Source organism: Polaromonas sp., from assembly GCF_012927485.1.
Taxonomy (GTDB): domain Bacteria; phylum Pseudomonadota; class Gammaproteobacteria; order Burkholderiales; family Burkholderiaceae_C; genus Polaromonas.
In genome coordinates, this window is record NZ_JABBPC010000036.1 from 76,248 (window position 1) to 93,520 (window position 17,273).

A 17,273-nucleotide genomic window follows, 5' to 3' on the forward strand; every position below is an offset into this window, starting at 1 on the left:
TGCCGTGCCAGTTGGGCCAGTACTACGGATCAACTGCCTTGTTCCAACGTGAAGCCTGCGTTGCGGTCTTGTCCGAGGAAGGCGACCATCTGCGGTAAAGCCATTTGTAACTCCGCTTTGAGCGTGTGCGGCGGATTGATGATGAACATGCCGCTGGCGGGCAGCCCTGGCCGAATGACTTCCCCGGCATCGTCAGTGGTTAATTTGCTGGATTTCACTGTCAAGGTGGCGCTCAACCAGCTCCGCCCTGTTTTAACGGCGAGGGTTTTCAGCTTACGCGGTAAATCATGCGCCTCGGGTCGCGGAATGATGGGATACCAGACCACATAAGTGCCGGTGGCAAAGCGCTTGACGGCATCAACCAGGCAGGCGGCCACGCGGGCATAGTCGGTCTTCATTTCATAGCTGGGATCGCACAGCACCATGGCCCGACGAGCAGGGGGGGGTAAAAAGGTTTTAAGGGCTTCAAAGCCGTCCTCGCGGGCAACCGTCACTTGGCGGCCAACACCAAGCTGCTCAATATTGCCGGCAAGCGATTTAAAGTCGGTGGGGTGCAACTCAAACAGCTTGAGCTTGTCACGGCCGCTCAGGAATTTCTGCTCAATAAATGGCGAGCCTGGATAAATTTTCAGGTGGGCCACATCGCCGGTCTCAGCGAATTGGGGGTTCAGGCCGCGTAATACGTCGATATAGTCTTGCAAGGCCGGTGCCCACCCACCGGCTGGCGTAGCCTGGACGGCGAGACGCGGTTTGATTGGCTCCGCAGAAGGTGAGGCGGCGTTACCTTTTTTAGTCGCTGAAGGTCGGTGGTCTGCGGGGGCAGAAGCCGTTTTCTGTGCCGAGAGAAGCTTGAAAATTCCCTCCAAAGCTTCGCCGCTGGTTTCGGTGTAGTCGCCATCGAGTCGGTACAACCCCGCCCCCGCGTGAGTGTCGATCACAGTCAACGCCGTGTCCTTCTGGGTCAAATACTTCATCAACGCGATTAGCGTGGTGTGCTTGAGGACGTCGGCGTGATTGCCTGCATGAAAGGCGTGGCGGTAGGAAAACATGGGTATATCCTACCTTCTCGCTGCGAGAAATTGGCGCAAGTCCTTGATTTTTCATATAATCTGGGGCTCTGCAGCGCCGAGTGGTTCCGCGGCAGAGTTGTCCCATGCTTTCGGCGGCCTCGTTTCGATGAGGATTTTCGGGGGTTCGTGTACAAATTACCACCTAAGAGGTTCCCAACAGAGGAACGCCGACCGTGGAAAAGAACCCGACAAACCATTTCGAAAGATAACTCATGAAAACGTTCAGCGCCAAACCCGCTGACGTGACGCACGAGTGGTTTGTGATTGACGCGACCGACAAGGTCCTCGGACGAGTAGCCAGCGAAGTTGCTCTCCGTTTGCGCGGCAAACACAAGGCCATTTATACGCCTCACGTCGATACCGGTGACTTCATCGTCATCATCAACGCAGCGCAGCTGCGTGTCACGGGTGCCAAAGCCACTGACAAAATCTACTACCGTCATTCGGGCTACCCCGGCGGTATTACTGCAACCAATTTCCGTGACATGCAAGCCAAGCATCCTGGCCGCGCTTTGGAAAAAGCCGTCAAGGGCATGCTGCCCAAAGGTCCGCTTGGTTACGCCATGATCAAGAAACTCAAGGTGTACGGTGGTGCAGAACACCCGCATACCGCCCAACAGCCTAAAGTGCTGGACATCTAAGGAGCTATTGATGATTGGTGAATGGAACAATGGCACCGGCCGTCGCAAATCAAGCGTCGCCCGCGTGTTTCTCAAAAAAGGCACTGGCAAGATCACGGTGAACGACAAGGACATCCAGATGTTCTTTGGCCGTCAAACCTCGATCATGATTTGCCGTCAACCCCTGTTTCTGACAAATCACGTCGAGACGTTTGACATCATGGTCAACGTTCACGGCGGTGGCGAGTCCGGTCAGGCGGGCGCAGTGCGCCACGGCATTACCCGTGCGCTGATTGACTATGACGCCACACTCAAGCCGGCATTGAGCCAGGCTGGTTTTGTAACGCGTGACGCACGTGAAGTCGAACGTAAAAAAGTCGGTTTCCGCTCAGCACGCCGTCGCAAACAGTTCAGCAAGCGTTAATCCGCTTTTTCTGGTCGAAAAGAAAGCCGCCACGGTTCCCGCCTGGTGGCTCTTTTTTCTGGTTGTTCTGTCCCCGGACTGAAAAACTAAGGAGCTGCTTTGAAATTCCGCCTGTTTCGTCGCCGTTTGACCCTCAGTTCTCCGCGCATGGTCGTGCGCAACGCTCTTCCCTGGCCTTTACGCTGGATTGCCGGAGCGGTGGTGCTGGGGTTTTCCGCCGCGATCGCCTTGTGGGCGTTTGAGTTCGGCAAAGGAATTACGGGCCTGGACACCGATGCCAAAGACGAGTTGAACTTGCTTCGGCAAGAGGTCATCAGCCTGCATTCAGACCGCGACAAAGCGCAGTCAATTGCCAATACCTCTGGCAGCCTGATGACCGCAGAAAAGGCGGCTCAGGAGAAGATGATGAGCCAGATCAAGCAACTCGAATTGGACAATAGCAGCTTACGCGATGATCTCGGTTTTTTTGAGAAACTGTTGCCCGCCGGGAGTGCTGAAGTGGCATCCATACGTAGTTTGCAGGCCGAAAGCTTGTCGGCATCCCAGTTGAAGTGGCAGGTGCTGGTCATACAGCCGGTCAAAAGCGCGCAGGGGTTTAACGGCAAGCTGGATCTGACGCTCAGTGGTACGCAAGGCGGAAAGTCCTGGACCATGAGCTTACCCGGTGGTTCACAGGTTTTGCAGTTCAAACAATACCGCAGAGTGGAGGGCGTCTTCGATTTGCCTCCTCAAGCCGTGGTAAAAACCATGACGGCCAAAGTTATTGAAGGATCGGCAGTTCGCTCCGTTCAAACGTTCAAGCTCTAATCTCCACTTCCCCACCCACAGGAATCTGTTTATGTTCGGTATAAAAAAGCAGCCCCCGATCAAAAGTTTGATTGCCGAGGGCAGTTGCATTGAAGGCAACCTTAAATTCACCGACGGGTTGCGGGTCGATGGCAAGGTGATTGGCGACATTCGCTCCAGTGAAGGCGGTGCCAGCATTTTGGTGATCAGTGAGTCCGCCGTTGTGACCGGTCTCATTCATGCCGACCATGTGATCATCAATGGTCGTGTAATCGGTCCGATCCATGCCTCTGAATTACTGGAACTTCAGCCGAAAGCTAAAATTGAAGGGGACGTCTCCTACAAGGCGCTTGAAATGCACCAGGGGGCCGTCATCTCAGGAAAGTTGTGCCCTCTCGCGCACCAGGTACTGGAAGAAAAGCCGACCTTGAAGCTGGCCGCCAACAATAACTAGCTGGTGATTAGCTATTAATCACGCCAAGGCCAGATATACGCATGCGTGTTATGGTTGATTGATTTACTGTACTATTCATTGGGTAAATTCTGAATATTGGAGTCTCCTATGAACGCCGTCGCCGAAAATATCCCAACCGAGATGCCTGCCCCTTTCGTCTTTACCGACAGTGCAGCGTCCAAAGTGGCTGAATTGATTGCTGAAGAAGGCAATCCGGACCTGAAGCTGCGTGTCTTTGTGCAGGGAGGCGGCTGTTCCGGCTTTCAGTATGGATTCACTTTTGATGAGGTCACCAACGAGGACGACACCACGATGACGAAAAATGGCGTGTCCTTATTGATCGATGCGATGAGCTATCAATATCTGGTCGGTGCCGAGATTGACTACAAAGACGATTTAGAAGGTGCCCAGTTCGTCATCAAGAACCCCAACGCCACCAGCAGTTGCGGTTGCGGTTCAAGCTTCTCTGCCTGAGTCTTTTATGGGGTAAAGTCACTTTATCCGCAAGTAAAAGCCGCCTCTCTGGCGGCTTTTCGCTTTTTGCCCTTTGGGGCAATCGGGTCAACTTGGGCTTACTATCAATCACACCAGCCAAAAACGGGGCAAGGGTGAGTTAGCGAAAGCAATCTGCAATGCCACCTCCAAAAATTGACGCCAGACCTTCCGCAGGCGACGATTTACCGCTGCAGCATCTGCCCGCGATTTTTCCACTGGCGATCCCTCAGGAGTTGTGCGGTCATGGTTGAGTCTAAAAGTTTTGCTCGTGAAATCAGGAAGCCGATTTCTAGTAGGCTCCCGTCGGTTCAACACTAGGGCGTTTTCTGTGACTCAAGCCGAAGAAAAATCACTGCGCAAGCTGCTCTGGTTGGTAGCGGTTGGGTTTTTCATGCAAACCCTCGACGCTACGATCGTCAATACGGCCTTGCCGGCGATGGCCAGAAGTTTTGGCGAAAGCCCATTGCGCATGCAATCCGTGGTGGTGGCGTATTCGCTGACCATGGCCATGGTGATTCCGGCCTCGGGCTGGATTGCTGACCGCTTCGGCACACGACGGATTTACGTGTGGGCGATATCCCTGTTTGTAGCCGGCTCCATTGCTTGTGCCCTGTCGCAGAGCCTGACCCAGCTTGTCGCTGCGCGCGTGTTGCAAGGTTTGGGCGGCGCTCTGCTGCTGCCCGTGGGGCGGCTGGCGGTATTGCGGGCTTTTCCGCGCGAGCGCTTTCTGCAGGCTATGAGCTTTATCGCCATTCCCGGTCTGGTGGGTCCACTGATTGGCCCCACGCTAGGCGGGTGGCTGGTGGAAGTGGCCACTTGGCATTGGGTTTTTCTGATCAATATTCCAGTCGGGGTGGTGGGTTGCTTAGCCACGGTGTTCTATATGCAGGACAACCCTCGGCTCACCACTCCCCGCTTTGATTTACCGGGTTACCTCTACCTCGCTTTTGGCATGGTAGCGGTGTCCCTGGCGGTTGATGGGCTGTCCGGGTTGGGACTGAAGCAGGCGATCGTGCTGGTGTTGCTGGTGTTTGGCATGGCCAGCCTGACCGCTTATTGGCTCCATGCCGCAACGCGTCCAGATCCACTTTTTTCACCCCACCTCTTTTCTATTCCCACGCTCAGTATCGGCTTGCTGGGAAATCTTTTTTCGCGCTTGGGTAGTTCGTGTATGCCGTTTCTGGTGCCCTTGCTGTTACAGGTCAGTCTTGATTACTCTCCGTTCCGGGCCGGGCTCATGATGGTGCCAGTCGCTTTGGCGAGTATGCTGGTCAAGCGGGTCACGACACCGCTGATAACGCGCTATGGCTACCGGAAAGTGCTGGTAGTGAATACTTCGCTGGTGGGACTCACGATGGCGAGCTTTGCGTTCATCGCGCCCGCGCAGCCGGTGTGGCTGCATATTTTACAGTTGGTAGTGTTTGGTGCGGTCAACTCCATGCAGTTCACCGCCATGAACACGGTGACTCTGCGGGATCTGGACGGCAGCATGGCCAGCAGCGGCAACAGCCTGCTTTCCATGGTGCAAATGCTCGCCATGAGTATGGGCGTCGCGGCGGCGGGAGCCGTGCTGGCGGCCTTCTCTGGTTTTTTCGGCAGCGGCGATGCTGCGCAGACACTGCACTCCTTTCAGGCGACCTTTGCCTGCATGGGCCTCATCACGCTCGCCTCGGCAAGCATTTTCTGGCAGCTGTCACCCGCAGTGCGGGTGGTAAAAAAAGCCGAAGCGTCAGAAGTTTCGGGCCATGGTTAACCCGCCATTGCCCGGACGTCAGGCCGGGTAAAAGGCCCCCAATATGCGCGGGTTGGCCGCGCCGGTCACGCTCGGCAGATTACCCGGTTCCCGCCGGACCATTTGGCGCGCCAGCCAGGCAAAAGCGGCTGCCTCGACCTGCAAAGGAGGCAAACCGTATCGATCTGAGGGGCAGACGCACAGGAACGGCAAGCGGGTCTGGAGGCGCTCCATGAGGTACTGATTAAAAGCACCGCCTCCGCAAACGATCAGTTCTTTGCTATTTTTTCCATAGCTTAAAACGTCCGCCGAACAAGCGTAAGCAGTCAATTCCGTCAATGTATTTTGAATGTCTTCGGGGCGTTCTGTGCCGAAGGATGCCAATTTCTCACGCAGCCAAGCCAAGCTAAAAAGATCCCTGCCCGTGCTTTTGGGAGGTGGCTTGAAAAAATAAGGTTCCTGCAGCAATCGGGCCAACAGAACCGGCAACAGTTGCCCAGTGGCCGCCCAAGCCCCTCCCGCATCAAAGGCTTGACCGGTGTTCTGCTGGCACCAGGCGTCAATTAGCGCATTGCCTGGTCCGCAATCGAAACCCGATATGGGCGATCGGAAGGAGCTTGGTTCGTGGGACAGCACGCTGAGGTTGGAAATGCCACCTAAATTCAGCACCGCCACGATGGCATCCGGCCGACCAAACACACTTTGATGGAACGCAGGAACCAGTGGGGCGCCCTGGCCGCCAGCCGCCACATCCCGGCTACGGAAATCTGCGACCACGTTCAGCCCGGTGAGCTCGGCCAGCAAAGCGGGATTGTTAAGCTGAAGGGTGTAGCCAACGCCTGCGGCTTCGCTGGACGTTCGCTGAGGCTGGTGCCGTACCGTCTGCCCATGAGCGCCAATAGCCTGAATTTGCGTTGCGGAAATGCCTTGCGCAGCGGCGCGGGCCAAGAGGGCGGCGACCACCTTGGCATAGACCGCAGCCAGCTGGTTCCCCGCCAGTGCCGCTCGGTGCAGTTCGTTGTCCGTGGGCGAATTCAGCGCCAGCAGTTCTGCCCGGAAACTGTCAGAAAACGGCTCCGTGGCACTGGCTAATACCTGCGGCTTTTTACTGGAAAAATCTACCAGAACGCCATCCGCACCGTCGAGAGAGGTGCCTGACATCAGGCCAATGTAGTAGTCGGACATGCAACTATTTTGCCGCATGCGCCGTTGTAGACGGCGGACCTACTCTGTGCGGGTCTGGTTGATGGTGGCAGCCGCTTGAAGCTGATTCTTGACGCCAGAGGCCAGTTGCCGGAACAAAGGCAGCGCCGCGGTTGGAACCGGAATGGTTTCGCTCTGCTGGGCCGCTGCCATCGGGTCCTGCTGCACACCGTTGACGCGGACCTCGAAATGCAGGTGTGGACCAGTGGCCCATCCGGTGGAGCCAACCAAGCCAACGGTCTGGCCTTGAGTCACACTTTGGCCGCGCTGCACCAGGATTTTGCTCAGGTGCGCATACACCGTTTCGTGGTTGTTGCGGTGCTTGATAAAGATGACATTGCCATAGCCGGTCTGCACACCGGCAAACTCCACCACGCCGTCGCCCACGGTTCGAGCGGGCGTGCCGGTGGTAGCCGCAAAGTCCGTCCCCATGTGCATACGCCATTTTTGCAAAATAGGGTGAAAGCGCATCGCGAAGCCACTGCTCACGCGCGAGAACTCGACCGGCGAGCTCAGGAAAGCGCGACTCATGCTCTGGCCGTCCAGCGTGTAATAGCCCCCTTTATTGGGAGCGCCTGCAGTGTCCCGGCCCGGTGGCTGGAACCACATGGCCTGGAACGCCTTGCCCGCATTGACGAACTCGGCTGACAGTACGCGGCCGGTGCGCATCGCCTCTCCGTCTGCTTCGAGGGTTTCATACACCACGTTGAAACGGTCACCCTTGCGCAGGGATCGGCGAAAATCGATATCGCCTGAAAAAATTTCCGCGATCTGCACACCCACGCCATCGGGAATATGGGCTTCGTCAGTCGCGGCAAATAGCGACGTCTGGATGCTGCCGCTGGCCAGTCGGGCGGAGCTGGTATAGGGCGCCGTTTCGACGCGTGAACTGAAACCGGTGCTGGTGCGCTCGATCAGGAGACGGTTGAACAGCGCTTTATCTTCGCTCGGCCAGCGCATGCTGAGCTTGAGAAGTCGCTGGCTGTCGCTGGTTTCCGCTGTGACGGTTTTCCCTGGGCGGCCCGCCAATATCGCCCGGGCGTTGGGGTCGATACGTAAAAAGGCCGCTGCCGCTGGGTCGTCAATGTTCAGTCGCTTAAGCAAGGCATCGGCGGTGTCGGTGCTGCGCGTGTTTTCGGTCCGAAATAGCTTGAAGCGAAAATCCGTCAGCGCGTCGGTCTGCGCCTGCGTGGGCAAAGGAAGCACCGCCTCCAATACTTGGTGAACCGGCAAATCGGCCGCATCGGGCGCTAGGGGCGCTACGCCGAAGGCCGTGACCCCGGTCCCCAGCAGCAGCGCTGCGAGGCTGGCGGTAATTCGTTTGGGGTGGCGTCGGAGGGTGTCTGTGAGGGAAAGAAGGATACGGGAGGGGACGGGCAGGCGCAAAGCGGAATTCCCAACTAGTGTGCATCAGGCCACGTTCGTCGGCCAGACTGCGATATAAGGACATCGGTGACCAGCACGTACGATAGGGTAGGGCCTGCGGTCATCGGACTAAAAAAGTTCAAAGACGGATCAGCTACTAAGCCAACTAAAATAACGAGCTGATGTAGGAAAGCGCCAATTATATCTGTCAGACACTTCCCCAGCACTCAAAAAATCCTTATGAATCAAGAGCTTGTTACAAATTTTCCGATAAGTGATCGTGTAAAGACGGCTTTGGCCGTTTCGCTGCGCGGCTGCGAAGAGTTGATTCCACAGGATGAATGGGTCAAGAAACTGGCCCGCAGCGAAGCCACTGGGGTCCCGCTGCGCATCAAGCTGGGACTGGATCCCACGGCGCCTGACATTCATATTGGGCATACGGTTGTTTTGAATAAGATGAGACAGCTTCAGGATTTGGGCCATACGGTAATTTTCCTGATTGGCGACTTCACCACCATGATTGGGGACCCCTCAGGGCGTAACAGCATCCGGCCAACGCTGTCCCGCGAACAGATTGAGGCCAACGCCAAAACCTATTACAAACAGGCCAGCCTGGTACTCGACCCCGCCCGGACGGAGGTTCGGTACAACAGCGAATGGAGCGACCCGCTAGGCGCGCGCGGCATGATCCAGCTGGCCGCCAAATACAACGTGGCCCGCATGATGGAGCGCAACGATTTTCATGACCGTTTCAAGGCCGGCACACCGATCAGCGTGCATGAGTTTTTATACCCGCTGCTGCAAGGCTACGATTCGGTCGCCCTGAGAAGCGATCTGGAACTCGGCGGCACCGATCAGAAATTCAACCTGCTGATGGGCCGTCACCTGCAGGTTGAATACGGTCAGGAGCCGCAATGCATTCTGACCATGCCCCTCCTGGAAGGTCTGGATGGGGTCGAGAAGATGTCCAAGAGCAAGAACAACTACATCGGTATTTCCGAATCGGCCAACAGCATGTTTGCCAAGGTCCTTTCGATCTCGGATGTGTTGATGTGGCGCTGGTATACCTTGTTGTCCTTCAAGAGCGAAGCCGAAATTACCGCGTTGAAAGTCGAGGTTGGCGCCGGGCGCAATCCTAAAGACGCCAAGGTAGCGCTTGCCAAAGAGATCACAGCGCGTTTTCACGCCAGCGCTGCCGCCGATGCGGCCGAGCAGGATTTCATCAATCGCAGCAAAGGCGGCGTGCCGGACGAGATTCCCGAGGTGTTGTTGTCAGGCGCACCGCTGGGTATTGGCGCCGTGCTGAAGTCCGCGGGCCTGGCGCCTTCGGGTAGCGAAGCCACCCGCCTCATCGAAGGCGGTGGCGTGCGCGTGAATTCCAGTGTGGTCAGCGACAAAGCGCTGAAGCTGGCCGCCGGAAGCTATGTCGTGCAGGTAGGCAAGCGCAAGTTCGTGCGGGTCACCTTGACGTAAGCGTCTGATGACTTGCGTGAGAAAGCCATTTTTAAGCGGGTCGCCGGGGGCAGCGGGTTGATCGCTTCCAAACGGTAGCTCGGTTCGGCTTGAATCGTCAGGGTTCCCGGGCTAAGGTCGGGTTGGTGACGATTCCGTTGTCGGTGCTTCGGCAGCAGCTTTGGCTGCGTCGTCCACGCTCCAGAACAACGCGACGCCGCCACTAGCGGCATCCGTCAAGCCGACGCGCACCAGTGCCGCGCGCGGCCGGTCTTTGACGCGGGCCAGCAGCAGCGCGGTGCCCTGTTGCCGCAAGCTGGCGGCGAATTCTGCCAAGGCTTCTACGGCAGTGCTGTCCAGGTCGTCGCAGACCTCCAGACTCAGCACCACGACCTGCGCGTGCGTTGCGTCAGCGCGCCGGTGTACGCGCTGGAACACCTGCTCGGCATTGGCGAAAAATAGCGGCTCCTCGGGCCGCATGATGAGCGTGCCTTCTACGGCGGATGCCTCTGGATGGCGTGCGCGGTCGAGGTAGTCGCGTGTGCCGGGCAGCAGGCCCAGCTCGGTGACCAGCGGTTGCGCGAAGCGCCGGATCGCTCCGAGTAGCGACAGCGTCACTGCCAGCAACATGCCGAACAGCACGCCAAACAGTAAAACGCCGGCGGCGGCCACCAGCGCCAGCCAGGCGTCGCCCCCCAGACGCAGCGTGTACAGCACCGCGCGCGGCCATAAATTATGCGAGAGAATTCCTATCACCACGGCGGCCAGAACCGGCACCGGTAGCAGCGCCAGCCAAGGGCGCGCCTGCCACAGCAGGAGGGCCAGCGCGAGTGCGGCAACCACACCGGACCATTTACTACGCCCGCCGGCCGCTTGGCTGGCCGAAGCGGCCGAAAAGCCAGCGCCCACTGGCAGACCCTGCACCAGACCGCTCGCGAGGTTGGCAGCGCCGAGGGCCAGCAATTCGTGGTTGGCGTCGACCCGGTCTCCGCTTTGCAGTGCCAGTGAGCGCACCGAGCCCCAGGATTCGGCAAACAGGATCAGTAACAGCGCTGGTGCAATTTCCATGGCGCGCAGCCAATGCTCAGTGCTTAAGGCCGGCAGGCTCCAGGCCAGCGGTTGCCAAGCGATGTCGCCCACCAGAACCACGCCTTGCGCTCCCAAGCCGAGCGTTGCGGATAGCACCACGCCCAGTCCAAGGACCAACAGCGAGGTCGGTAAGAACAGCCAGCGCTTTAAGCCGTGAAAAAGCGACAGCCAAAGCACCAGGGCCGCCGAACCCAGCGCGACACTGGGCCGGTGCCAGTGCGCCGCGTCGGCCATCAAAGCCCATAAGAGAGGGCCGGTCTGAGATGCCTGAACCGGCACGCCTGCAATCTGCGGCAATTGCTTGATCATGATAGTCAGTGCCAGCGCCCAGGCGAAGCCGCGCAGCACCGGGCGCGAGATGAAGGCGCCGAGGAAGCCCGCGCGCAGCGCGGAAGCGACCAGGAACAGCGTACCGGTCAGGCCCACCAGCGCGTAACCCATGGCGGGCCCACCAATCACTGCCGCCGAGGCGAACACCGCCGCCGCAGACGAGGTGGGAGCCACCATCGCGAAGCGACTGGTGCCGAACAAGGGGTAGAGACAAAGGCCGACCAAGGTAGCCAGCAGCGCGTGCATGGGCTGAACGCCTGCAATGGCCGCATAGGCCACGGCTTCTGGCAGCAGCACGCCGGCCACCGAGATACCGGCCAGGAGGTCGGGCCACCAGAGCGCCCAGGCAACGTCGTTGCTGGCGGGAGAGGTCAGTGGCTGGATCTCGCTCATCTTCATTGCAACTCAAGAGGCCCGAGGGGGCACCGGGCCCGACCAGCCCGGGAGGTGGGAGGCTTGCGGGCTATGGCACAGGGTCAAGGCCAGCTGAAGGGTGGCGTCTGGATCTTTCTGAAATTGCGCGAGTGTGATGCGGCGGCGAAAGAAATCAGCCCATAGGAATTCCGCGAATGGGGTGGCGTCTTTCGGAAAACCACCCGTGTGGCGGACTTCGCCAGCCAGGCTGCGATAGGGATCGTCGGCCAACTCCCCGAGCGCCTTGGGCAAGGCGGCGGCCGAGAGGCGACGGCCACGCGAATCGTAGGGATGCACCCACTGGTGGTGGTCCATCACGATCCAGAACTCGTCCTTGTCGAGTTGCCCTAAGTCCTTGAGAAGCACCACATAGCACTCATTGACGCCTTCGTCGAGCAGTGCGCGGCCTAAATGGTGATGATCGACGATGTAAAAGTTGTCCTTGGGGCCGCGTACTGCGGGAAACCAATGGTTGTCAAGGAACTTTTGGCGATCGCTTTTGCCCATGCCGCTCCACAGGCCGCGTTTTTGCTCTACTTCGGCATAACCTACGGTGAGCTGGGTCGGACGCAGCCGGCGCAGGTCGGTCTTGAAAAGGTGCTGGTGATGGGTTTGAATGGCAGGACTCCTCGGCAAGTAGCGATGAACTGCCCGCCAGTATCTCTCAGTACGGATTGTCGAAGCCGAGTTCGCTCAGTAGAAGAATTTCCAGCGCTTCCATCTCCAGCGCCTCTCGCTCGTTCGTTTCGTGGTCGTAACCCTGCGCGTGCAGCGTACCGTGCACCAGCAGGTGGGCATAGTGCGCCCGCAATGTCTTGCCCTGCTCGGTCGCTTCGCGTTGCACCACTGGCGCGCAAAAGACCAGGTCGGCCGTCACCACGGGCTGTTGCGAGTAGTCGAAGGTGAGTACGTTGGTCGCGTAGTCGCGCTGCCGGTAGTCGCGATTTAAGGTCTGACCTTCTTCGGCATCGACGATGCGGACGGTGATCTCGGCATCGCGCAACAGCGCATGACGAATCCAGCGCGCCACGCTGTGACGAGGTAAGGCCGCACGGTGCTGTGCTCGCTCTTCGATGTCACCGAATTGCAGCGATAAATTCAGATGGTTAAGAGCCATTTCGGCTCCGCGCCTTTGAGAGTCGAACAGCCGGCACTATTGATTCAAGTGCGTTTAAATTAATCTTGGCGTTGGCAGCGGGGCTCTGGGGTTTGTCATAGGCGTCCACAATGCGTGCTACCAGCGGGTGGCGCACCACATCGGCACTGGTCAGATGCGTAATGGCAATGCCTTGGACGCGCTTGAGCACCCGCTCTGCATCGACCAGCCCGCTGAGCTGAGTGCGCGGCAAATCGACTTGACTCACGTCACCCGTCACCACGGCCTTGCTGCCGAAACCGATACGCGTTAGAAACATTTTCATCTGCTCAGGCGTGGTGTTTTGCGCCTCGTCGAGAATCACAAAGGCGTGGTTCAAGGTGCGGCCACGCATGAAGGCCAGCGGCGCAATCTCAATCTGCTGGCGTTCAAATGCTTTTTGCACGCGTTCAAAGCCCATCAACTCATGCAGCGCGTCATACAGGGGACGCAGATAAGGGTCCACTTTCTGGTTCAGGTCGCCCGGCAGAAAACCCAGCCGCTCGCCCGCTTCGACAGCCGGACGCGTCAGCACGATGCGTTGCACGGTGCTGCGCTCCAAGGCATCGACCGCGCAGGCTACCGCGAGGTAGGTTTTGCCAGTACCTGCCGGACCAATGCCAAAAGTGATGTCGTGCGTGGCAATATTTTCAAGGTAGGTTCCCTGGTTGCTGGTGCGGGCGCGCAGGTCGGCGCGTCGGGTCGATAGTGCCACGCTGCCGTCGGGCGCCACGCTAAGCGCTGTGTCACCGGCCAGCATGAGCTGCACGGTTTCCGGTTCGATCGGTCGCTGGGCAATTTCGTACAGGGCTTGCAACAACTCCAGCGCCTGCTGGGCCCTGACCTTGGTGCCATCGATCTTGAACTGCTCGAAGCGGTGTGCAATCGTGACCTGAAGGGCCGCCTCAATGGTGCGGATGTGGGCGTCCATCGGTCCGCACAAATGTGTCATGCGGGTGTTATTGGGCGGTATGAAGGTGTGGCGAAGAATCAAGGCGCAGGTTTTCCTGAAGGACTGGCAAAATTCAATTGTCCGCCCAAATGGGAACGCCCGCCCGACTGCTAAGATTTGGTCATGATTGGAAGACTTACTGGCCAGCTGGCCGAAAAAAATCCACCGGAGATCCTGGTCGATTGCAACGGTGTCGGCTATGAGGTACTGGTGCCCATGAGTACTTTTTACAACCTGCCCGGCCTGGGTGAAAAAGTCAGTTTGCTGACCCATTTCGTGGTGCGTGAAGACGCCCAGATTCTCTATGGTTTTGGCAGTGGCACCGAGCGCGCCGCCTTTCGCCAGCTCATCAAGATCTCCGGCGTCGGCCCGCGCACCGCGCTCAGCGTGCTCAGCGGGATGAGCGTTGAAGACCTGGCCCAGGCCGTGACCAGCCAGGAAGCCGGTCGCATCATCAAAGTGCCCGGCATCGGTAAGAAAACGGCTGAGCGCCTGCTGCTCGAACTCAAGGGCAAGCTCGGTGCGGATATAGGACTTCGCGTTAGTGTGGCGGAGGATGCGCAATCCGACATCCTGCAGGCGCTGGTGGCGCTTGGCTACAGCGACCGGGATGCGGCGCTGGCCTTGAAGGCATTGCCGCGAGAGGTGGGTGTGAGTGACGGCATCAAGCTGGCGTTGAAGGCGTTGGCAAAATGATGCCAGCGCTGAACTTCTGGCACCAAGTCTCATGAGCATCCAGACCGACGACTTCGACATGTCCGACCTACCGCCGGCCAAGCGCATGCTGTCGGCGGCGCCTGCCTCACCGCGCGAAGAGGCGATTGAGCGCGCGCTTCGGCCCAAGCTATTTGACGAGTACGTGGGTCAGACCAAGGCGCGCGAGCAACTTGAGATTTTTATCGGTGCGGCAAAGATGCGTAGCGAAGCACTGGACCATGTGCTGCTCTTCGGACCGCCCGGTTTAGGCAAGACCACGCTGTCGCACATCATTGCGCACGAACTGGGGGTCAACATGCGGCAGACGTCGGGCCCGGTGCTGGAGAAGCCGAAGGATCTGGCAGCGCTTTTGACCAACCTCGAAAAGAACGATGTTCTCTTTATCGATGAAATTCATCGGCTGAGTCCGGTGGTCGAGGAAATTCTTTATCCTGCGCTGGAGGACTACCAGATCGACATCATGATCGGAGAAGGCCCGGCGGCACGCAGCATCAAGCTGGATTTGCAGCCCTTCACCCTGGTCGGCGCTACCACCCGCGCCGGCATGCTGACCAACCCGCTGCGCGATCGTTTTGGGATTGTCGCAAGGCTGGAGTTTTACACTCCAGAAGAACTGGCGCGCATTGTCAAACGCAGCGCAGGGCTGCTCAACGTGCGCACCGACGCAGAAGGTGGTTTTGAAATTGCGCGTCGCTCACGCGGCACGCCGCGCATTGCCAACCGCCTGTTACGCCGCGTGCGGGATTACGCCGACGTCAAGGGCAGCGGCCAGATTACATTGGACATCGCCAACAAAGCGCTCGCCATGCTCGATGTGGACCCGCAAGGCTTCGACGTCATGGACCGCAAACTGCTCGAGGCTGTGATTCACCGTTTCGATGGGGGGCCGGTCGGCTTGGACAACATCGCCGCCAGCATTGGCGAAGAACGCGACACGATTGAAGATGTGATCGAGCCGTATCTGATTCAGCAGGGATTTTTGCAGCGCACCCCGCGGGGACGCATCGCCACGCTCGCCGCCTATCGGCATCTAGGGGTGACGCCGCCGGTGAGTGGCAACGACATGTTCGACTGAACGCGCAGCAGCTATTGGAATTCTGACCAACCCGGTTGTCGCGCCATCGTCAATCAAGTCATCGCACCGCGCGCATCCACGGTGTAAATCCGTTGCACGGTGCCGTTCCGAAGGCCGCCGCCCACGCCAATCATTACATCGTGCAGATTCACGGTGGGGTCGCAGTGGCCAGGGATCAGCCACAGCATTTGGCCCAGTCCTGGCAGGCGCTGGCTGCCAGCGGCGGGGCGCAAAATGCCGTGTTCATCGCCGCCGTTGAAGTAGTCCAGTTCGCTCTCGCTGTCGAAAGCGTGAACCAGCGGCATTCCGGAGTCAATGGCGTGGCTTTTGTGGCCAGCGTCGCACACGGCATGGTGGGTGTGCGTGCTGATCACCTGGGTTTTTACAAACAGCGCGTGCTCGAACTGCGGCTGGGCGGCATCACGCTCGTTTTTTGCGTAATCGGCGTCCATGAAAAGGAACGAGCCCGCTTGCAGTTCGCTGTAAACGCCGCTGGCCGCTTCCAACACCAGGCTGCCGGTGCCGGCGCCAGTCACCAGACCGACTGAAATGCCCTGGGCTTCGATCAGCTGGCGCGTCAGCACCACCGCGTCCACGGCCTTGGCGATGGCCTCGCGTCTGGCTTGCGCGCTCCGCAGGTGTTGGGCCTTGCCGTGGTAAGCCTGAAGGCCGGCGAAGCGCAGCGCCGGGTGTTTGCGGATTTCAAGCGCCAACGCCACCGCTTCGGAACCGGGCTCGACGCCGCAGCGGCCTTGCCCGACGTCGATTTCCACCAACACATCAATCACGTTGGCTACGCCGTTGAGGGCGCGGGCGTCCGTCATGGCTTGTGCCAAGCGGACCACGCCCTCGGTGCTGTCTACTGCAATGGCAAGTTGGCCGCCATGTTCCGACACCTTTTGCACCAGCGCCGCGATGCGTGCGAGCTTGCCAGGGGCGATCACCTCGTTGCTGATGAACAGGTTGTAAACTCCGCCCGCCACCATGGCTTCAGCCTCCGCGGTTTTTTGAACGCACACGCCCACCGCACCGGCCTTGATCTGCTTCTTGGCCAGCGTGGCGCTTTTGTGCAGCTTGGCATGCGGGCGCCAGAGGATGTTGTGTTTTTTGGCGAATTCCGCCATTCGGTTCAGGTTGCGCCTCATCGCGTCGAGGTCAATCACCAGCGCGGGTGTGTCAATATCATGGACCGGCTTGCCCATCAAGTCGGCGATATGAGGTGGCAAAGAAGTCATTGCGCGCCTGATTTGATCATTGGGTACGGGCAGCGCCATTTGCAAACGGGCCGTCATCCAGCACTTGATCGTCCAGATGCTGGGTGTCGGCCCACCCCACCAGTGTGAACCCCTCGGAAGTCCATAGCAGGCGGTTGATGGCCGCATTGCCGAGGGCCCAAGTGCGCGGCGCCTGAATGTCCAGGCGGGTGGCTGCGCGGTACAGCACATCCATCACGCCGCCATGCCCCACCATGGCAATCAGCTCTCCCGCATGTTCAGCGGCCAGCCGCTCTGCGGCCTCAACGACGCGGCTGCGCAGCGCCAAGAGTGACTCACCGCCGGTTGGCGCAAACTCCGGATCGCGCTTGCGCCAACGCCGGGACTGGTCCGGCAACAGTTTTTCAATTTCGGCAAAGGTCTTTCCTTGAAAGTCTCCAAAACCGCGTTCGCGCAGGCCCTCTTCTTTAATGACCTCAATATTCAGCGCGCGCCCAAGGTATTGCGCCGTTTCCCAAGCCCGTGTGAGGTCACTGGCGTAAATCGCCGTGATCGGACTGTCCGCCAGCGCCTGCGCCATACGTTCGGCCTGCAGGCGGCCCGTGCGATTTAACGGAATGTCGAGGTGACCCTGAATACGGGTGTCCACATTCCAGGTGGTTTCGCCATGGCGGATGGCGATGATGCGGGTGGGTTCAGTCATCGGGAGTACAACAATTTGCAGTGAAGTGAAGGTTAAATGCTGA

18 protein-coding genes are annotated in these 17,273 nt (G+C 58.8%); 9 read left to right on the forward strand and 9 right to left on the reverse strand.

Going from position 1 to position 17,273, the window contains the following annotated elements; translation table 11 throughout:
• Positions 1-29: 29 nt before the first annotated feature.
• A complete protein-coding gene (gene rlmJ / locus HHJ16_RS15325) occupies positions 30-1,049 on the reverse strand; it encodes a 23S rRNA (adenine(2030)-N(6))-methyltransferase RlmJ (protein ID WP_296901984.1) in 1,020 nt (339 codons plus the stop codon).
• 233 nt (positions 1,050-1,282) lie between these two features.
• Here rlmJ and rplM point away from each other — a divergent pair, with 233 nt between their 5' ends.
• From rplM to mdtD, 6 genes are all read left to right on the forward strand, one after another.
• Positions 1,283-1,711, forward strand: a complete 429-nt coding sequence (rplM, locus tag HHJ16_RS15330) for a 50S ribosomal protein L13 (protein ID WP_296901986.1) — start codon at positions 1,283-1,285, stop codon at positions 1,709-1,711.
• Between the two features lie 10 nt (positions 1,712-1,721).
• Positions 1,722-2,114: a 30S ribosomal protein S9 gene (rpsI, locus tag HHJ16_RS15335; protein WP_296901988.1), complete on the forward strand. Its 393-nt coding sequence runs from the start codon at positions 1,722-1,724 to the stop codon at positions 2,112-2,114.
• A 99-nt stretch (positions 2,115-2,213) separates the two neighbouring features.
• Positions 2,214-2,921, forward strand: a complete 708-nt coding sequence (locus HHJ16_RS15340; RefSeq protein ID WP_296901989.1) for a DUF6776 family protein — start codon at positions 2,214-2,216, stop codon at positions 2,919-2,921.
• Between the two features lie 31 nt (positions 2,922-2,952).
• On the forward strand, positions 2,953-3,354 hold the full coding sequence (locus HHJ16_RS15345; RefSeq protein ID WP_296901992.1) for a polymer-forming cytoskeletal protein: 402 nt from the start codon (positions 2,953-2,955) through the stop codon (positions 3,352-3,354).
• Between the two features lie 108 nt (positions 3,355-3,462).
• Entirely contained in the window at positions 3,463-3,828 is a 366-nt protein-coding gene (gene erpA / locus HHJ16_RS15350; protein ID WP_296901994.1) for an iron-sulfur cluster insertion protein ErpA, read from the forward strand.
• Between the two features lie 349 nt (positions 3,829-4,177).
• The gene (gene mdtD / locus HHJ16_RS15355; RefSeq protein WP_296901995.1) at positions 4,178-5,602 is read left to right on the forward strand and encodes a multidrug transporter subunit MdtD; all 1,425 of its coding nucleotides are present in this window, start codon (positions 4,178-4,180) and stop codon (positions 5,600-5,602) included.
• An 18-nt stretch (positions 5,603-5,620) separates the two neighbouring features.
• On the opposite strand, the gene HHJ16_RS15360 is transcribed toward mdtD, so the two are convergent.
• Both HHJ16_RS15360 and HHJ16_RS15365 read right to left on the reverse strand, forming a co-directional pair.
• The gene (locus tag HHJ16_RS15360) at positions 5,621-6,766 is read right to left on the reverse strand and encodes an anhydro-N-acetylmuramic acid kinase (RefSeq protein ID WP_296901997.1); all 1,146 of its coding nucleotides are present in this window, start codon (positions 6,764-6,766) and stop codon (positions 5,621-5,623) included.
• Between the two features lie 39 nt (positions 6,767-6,805).
• A complete protein-coding gene (locus tag HHJ16_RS15365) occupies positions 6,806-8,170 on the reverse strand; it encodes a M23 family metallopeptidase (RefSeq protein ID WP_296901999.1) in 1,365 nt (454 codons plus the stop codon).
• Positions 8,171-8,389: 219 nt separating this feature from the next.
• Between HHJ16_RS15365 and tyrS the strand changes: the two genes are divergently transcribed.
• Positions 8,390-9,622, forward strand: coding sequence for a tyrosine--tRNA ligase (gene tyrS / locus HHJ16_RS15370; protein ID WP_296902001.1), 1,233 nt, complete (start codon positions 8,390-8,392; stop codon positions 9,620-9,622).
• Positions 9,623-9,733: 111 nt separating this feature from the next.
• Here the strand turns inward: tyrS and HHJ16_RS15375 are convergent, their stop codons facing one another.
• Genes HHJ16_RS15375 through HHJ16_RS15390 form a run of 4 tightly spaced genes read right to left on the reverse strand, consistent with a single transcriptional unit; the run spans position 9,734 to position 13,563 of the window.
• A complete protein-coding gene (locus HHJ16_RS15375; protein WP_296902003.1) occupies positions 9,734-11,419 on the reverse strand; it encodes a SulP family inorganic anion transporter in 1,686 nt (561 codons plus the stop codon).
• A gap of 6 nt (positions 11,420-11,425) precedes the next feature.
• Complete coding sequence (locus tag HHJ16_RS15380; protein WP_296902370.1) at positions 11,426-12,052, reverse strand: ParB-like protein; 627 nt, start codon at positions 12,050-12,052, stop codon at positions 11,426-11,428.
• Between the two features lie 46 nt (positions 12,053-12,098).
• Positions 12,099-12,551, reverse strand: coding sequence for an rRNA maturation RNase YbeY (gene ybeY / locus HHJ16_RS15385; protein WP_296902005.1), 453 nt, complete (start codon positions 12,549-12,551; stop codon positions 12,099-12,101).
• Complete coding sequence (locus tag HHJ16_RS15390; protein ID WP_296902006.1) at positions 12,541-13,563, reverse strand: PhoH family protein; 1,023 nt, start codon at positions 13,561-13,563, stop codon at positions 12,541-12,543. The genes ybeY and HHJ16_RS15390 overlap by 11 nt, the downstream gene beginning before the upstream one ends.
• An 81-nt stretch (positions 13,564-13,644) precedes the next feature.
• Here HHJ16_RS15390 and ruvA point away from each other — a divergent pair, with 81 nt between their 5' ends.
• Both ruvA and ruvB read left to right on the forward strand, forming a co-directional pair.
• Positions 13,645-14,217 (forward strand): Holliday junction branch migration protein RuvA, encoded by a 573-nt coding sequence (gene ruvA, locus HHJ16_RS15395; protein ID WP_296902007.1) that lies wholly within the window; start codon positions 13,645-13,647, stop codon positions 14,215-14,217.
• Between the two features lie 31 nt (positions 14,218-14,248).
• On the forward strand, positions 14,249-15,313 hold the full coding sequence (gene ruvB, locus HHJ16_RS15400) for a Holliday junction branch migration DNA helicase RuvB (protein ID WP_296902009.1): 1,065 nt from the start codon (positions 14,249-14,251) through the stop codon (positions 15,311-15,313).
• 53 nt (positions 15,314-15,366) lie between these two features.
• Here ruvB and HHJ16_RS15405 read toward each other — a convergent pair whose 3' ends face one another.
• Together HHJ16_RS15405 and HHJ16_RS15410 are read right to left on the reverse strand one after the other, a co-directional pair.
• Positions 15,367-16,548 carry a DSD1 family PLP-dependent enzyme gene (locus HHJ16_RS15405; protein WP_296902011.1) on the reverse strand — a complete coding sequence of 394 codons (1,182 nt, stop codon included), beginning with the start codon at positions 16,546-16,548 and terminating at the stop codon, positions 15,367-15,369.
• A gap of 16 nt (positions 16,549-16,564) precedes the next feature.
• Complete coding sequence (locus tag HHJ16_RS15410) at positions 16,565-17,230, reverse strand: histidine phosphatase family protein (protein WP_296902013.1); 666 nt, start codon at positions 17,228-17,230, stop codon at positions 16,565-16,567.
• Positions 17,231-17,273: the final 43 nt, after the last annotated feature.

Coding starts and splice junctions, on each gene's coding strand:
- rlmJ (WP_296901984.1), bottom strand. CDS start 1,049: ATGTTTTCCTACCGCCACGCCTTTCATGCAGGCAATCACGCCGACGTC.
- rplM (WP_296901986.1), top strand. CDS start 1,283: ATGAAAACGTTCAGCGCCAAACCCGCTGACGTGACGCACGAGTGGTTT.
- rpsI (WP_296901988.1), top strand. CDS start 1,722: ATGATTGGTGAATGGAACAATGGCACCGGCCGTCGCAAATCAAGCGTC.
- HHJ16_RS15345 (WP_296901992.1), top strand. CDS start 2,953: ATGTTCGGTATAAAAAAGCAGCCCCCGATCAAAAGTTTGATTGCCGAG.
- erpA (WP_296901994.1), top strand. CDS start 3,463: ATGAACGCCGTCGCCGAAAATATCCCAACCGAGATGCCTGCCCCTTTC.
- HHJ16_RS15360 (WP_296901997.1), bottom strand. CDS start 6,766: ATGTCCGACTACTACATTGGCCTGATGTCAGGCACCTCTCTCGACGGT.
- tyrS (WP_296902001.1), top strand. CDS start 8,390: ATGAATCAAGAGCTTGTTACAAATTTTCCGATAAGTGATCGTGTAAAG.
- HHJ16_RS15375 (WP_296902003.1), bottom strand. CDS start 11,419: ATGAAGATGAGCGAGATCCAGCCACTGACCTCTCCCGCCAGCAACGAC.
- ybeY (WP_296902005.1), bottom strand. CDS start 12,551: ATGGCTCTTAACCATCTGAATTTATCGCTGCAATTCGGTGACATCGAA.
- ruvA (WP_296902007.1), top strand. CDS start 13,645: ATGATTGGAAGACTTACTGGCCAGCTGGCCGAAAAAAATCCACCGGAG.
- ruvB (WP_296902009.1), top strand. CDS start 14,249: ATGAGCATCCAGACCGACGACTTCGACATGTCCGACCTACCGCCGGCC.
- HHJ16_RS15405 (WP_296902011.1), bottom strand. CDS start 16,548: ATGACTTCTTTGCCACCTCATATCGCCGACTTGATGGGCAAGCCGGTC.
- HHJ16_RS15410 (WP_296902013.1), bottom strand. CDS start 17,230: ATGACTGAACCCACCCGCATCATCGCCATCCGCCATGGCGAAACCACC.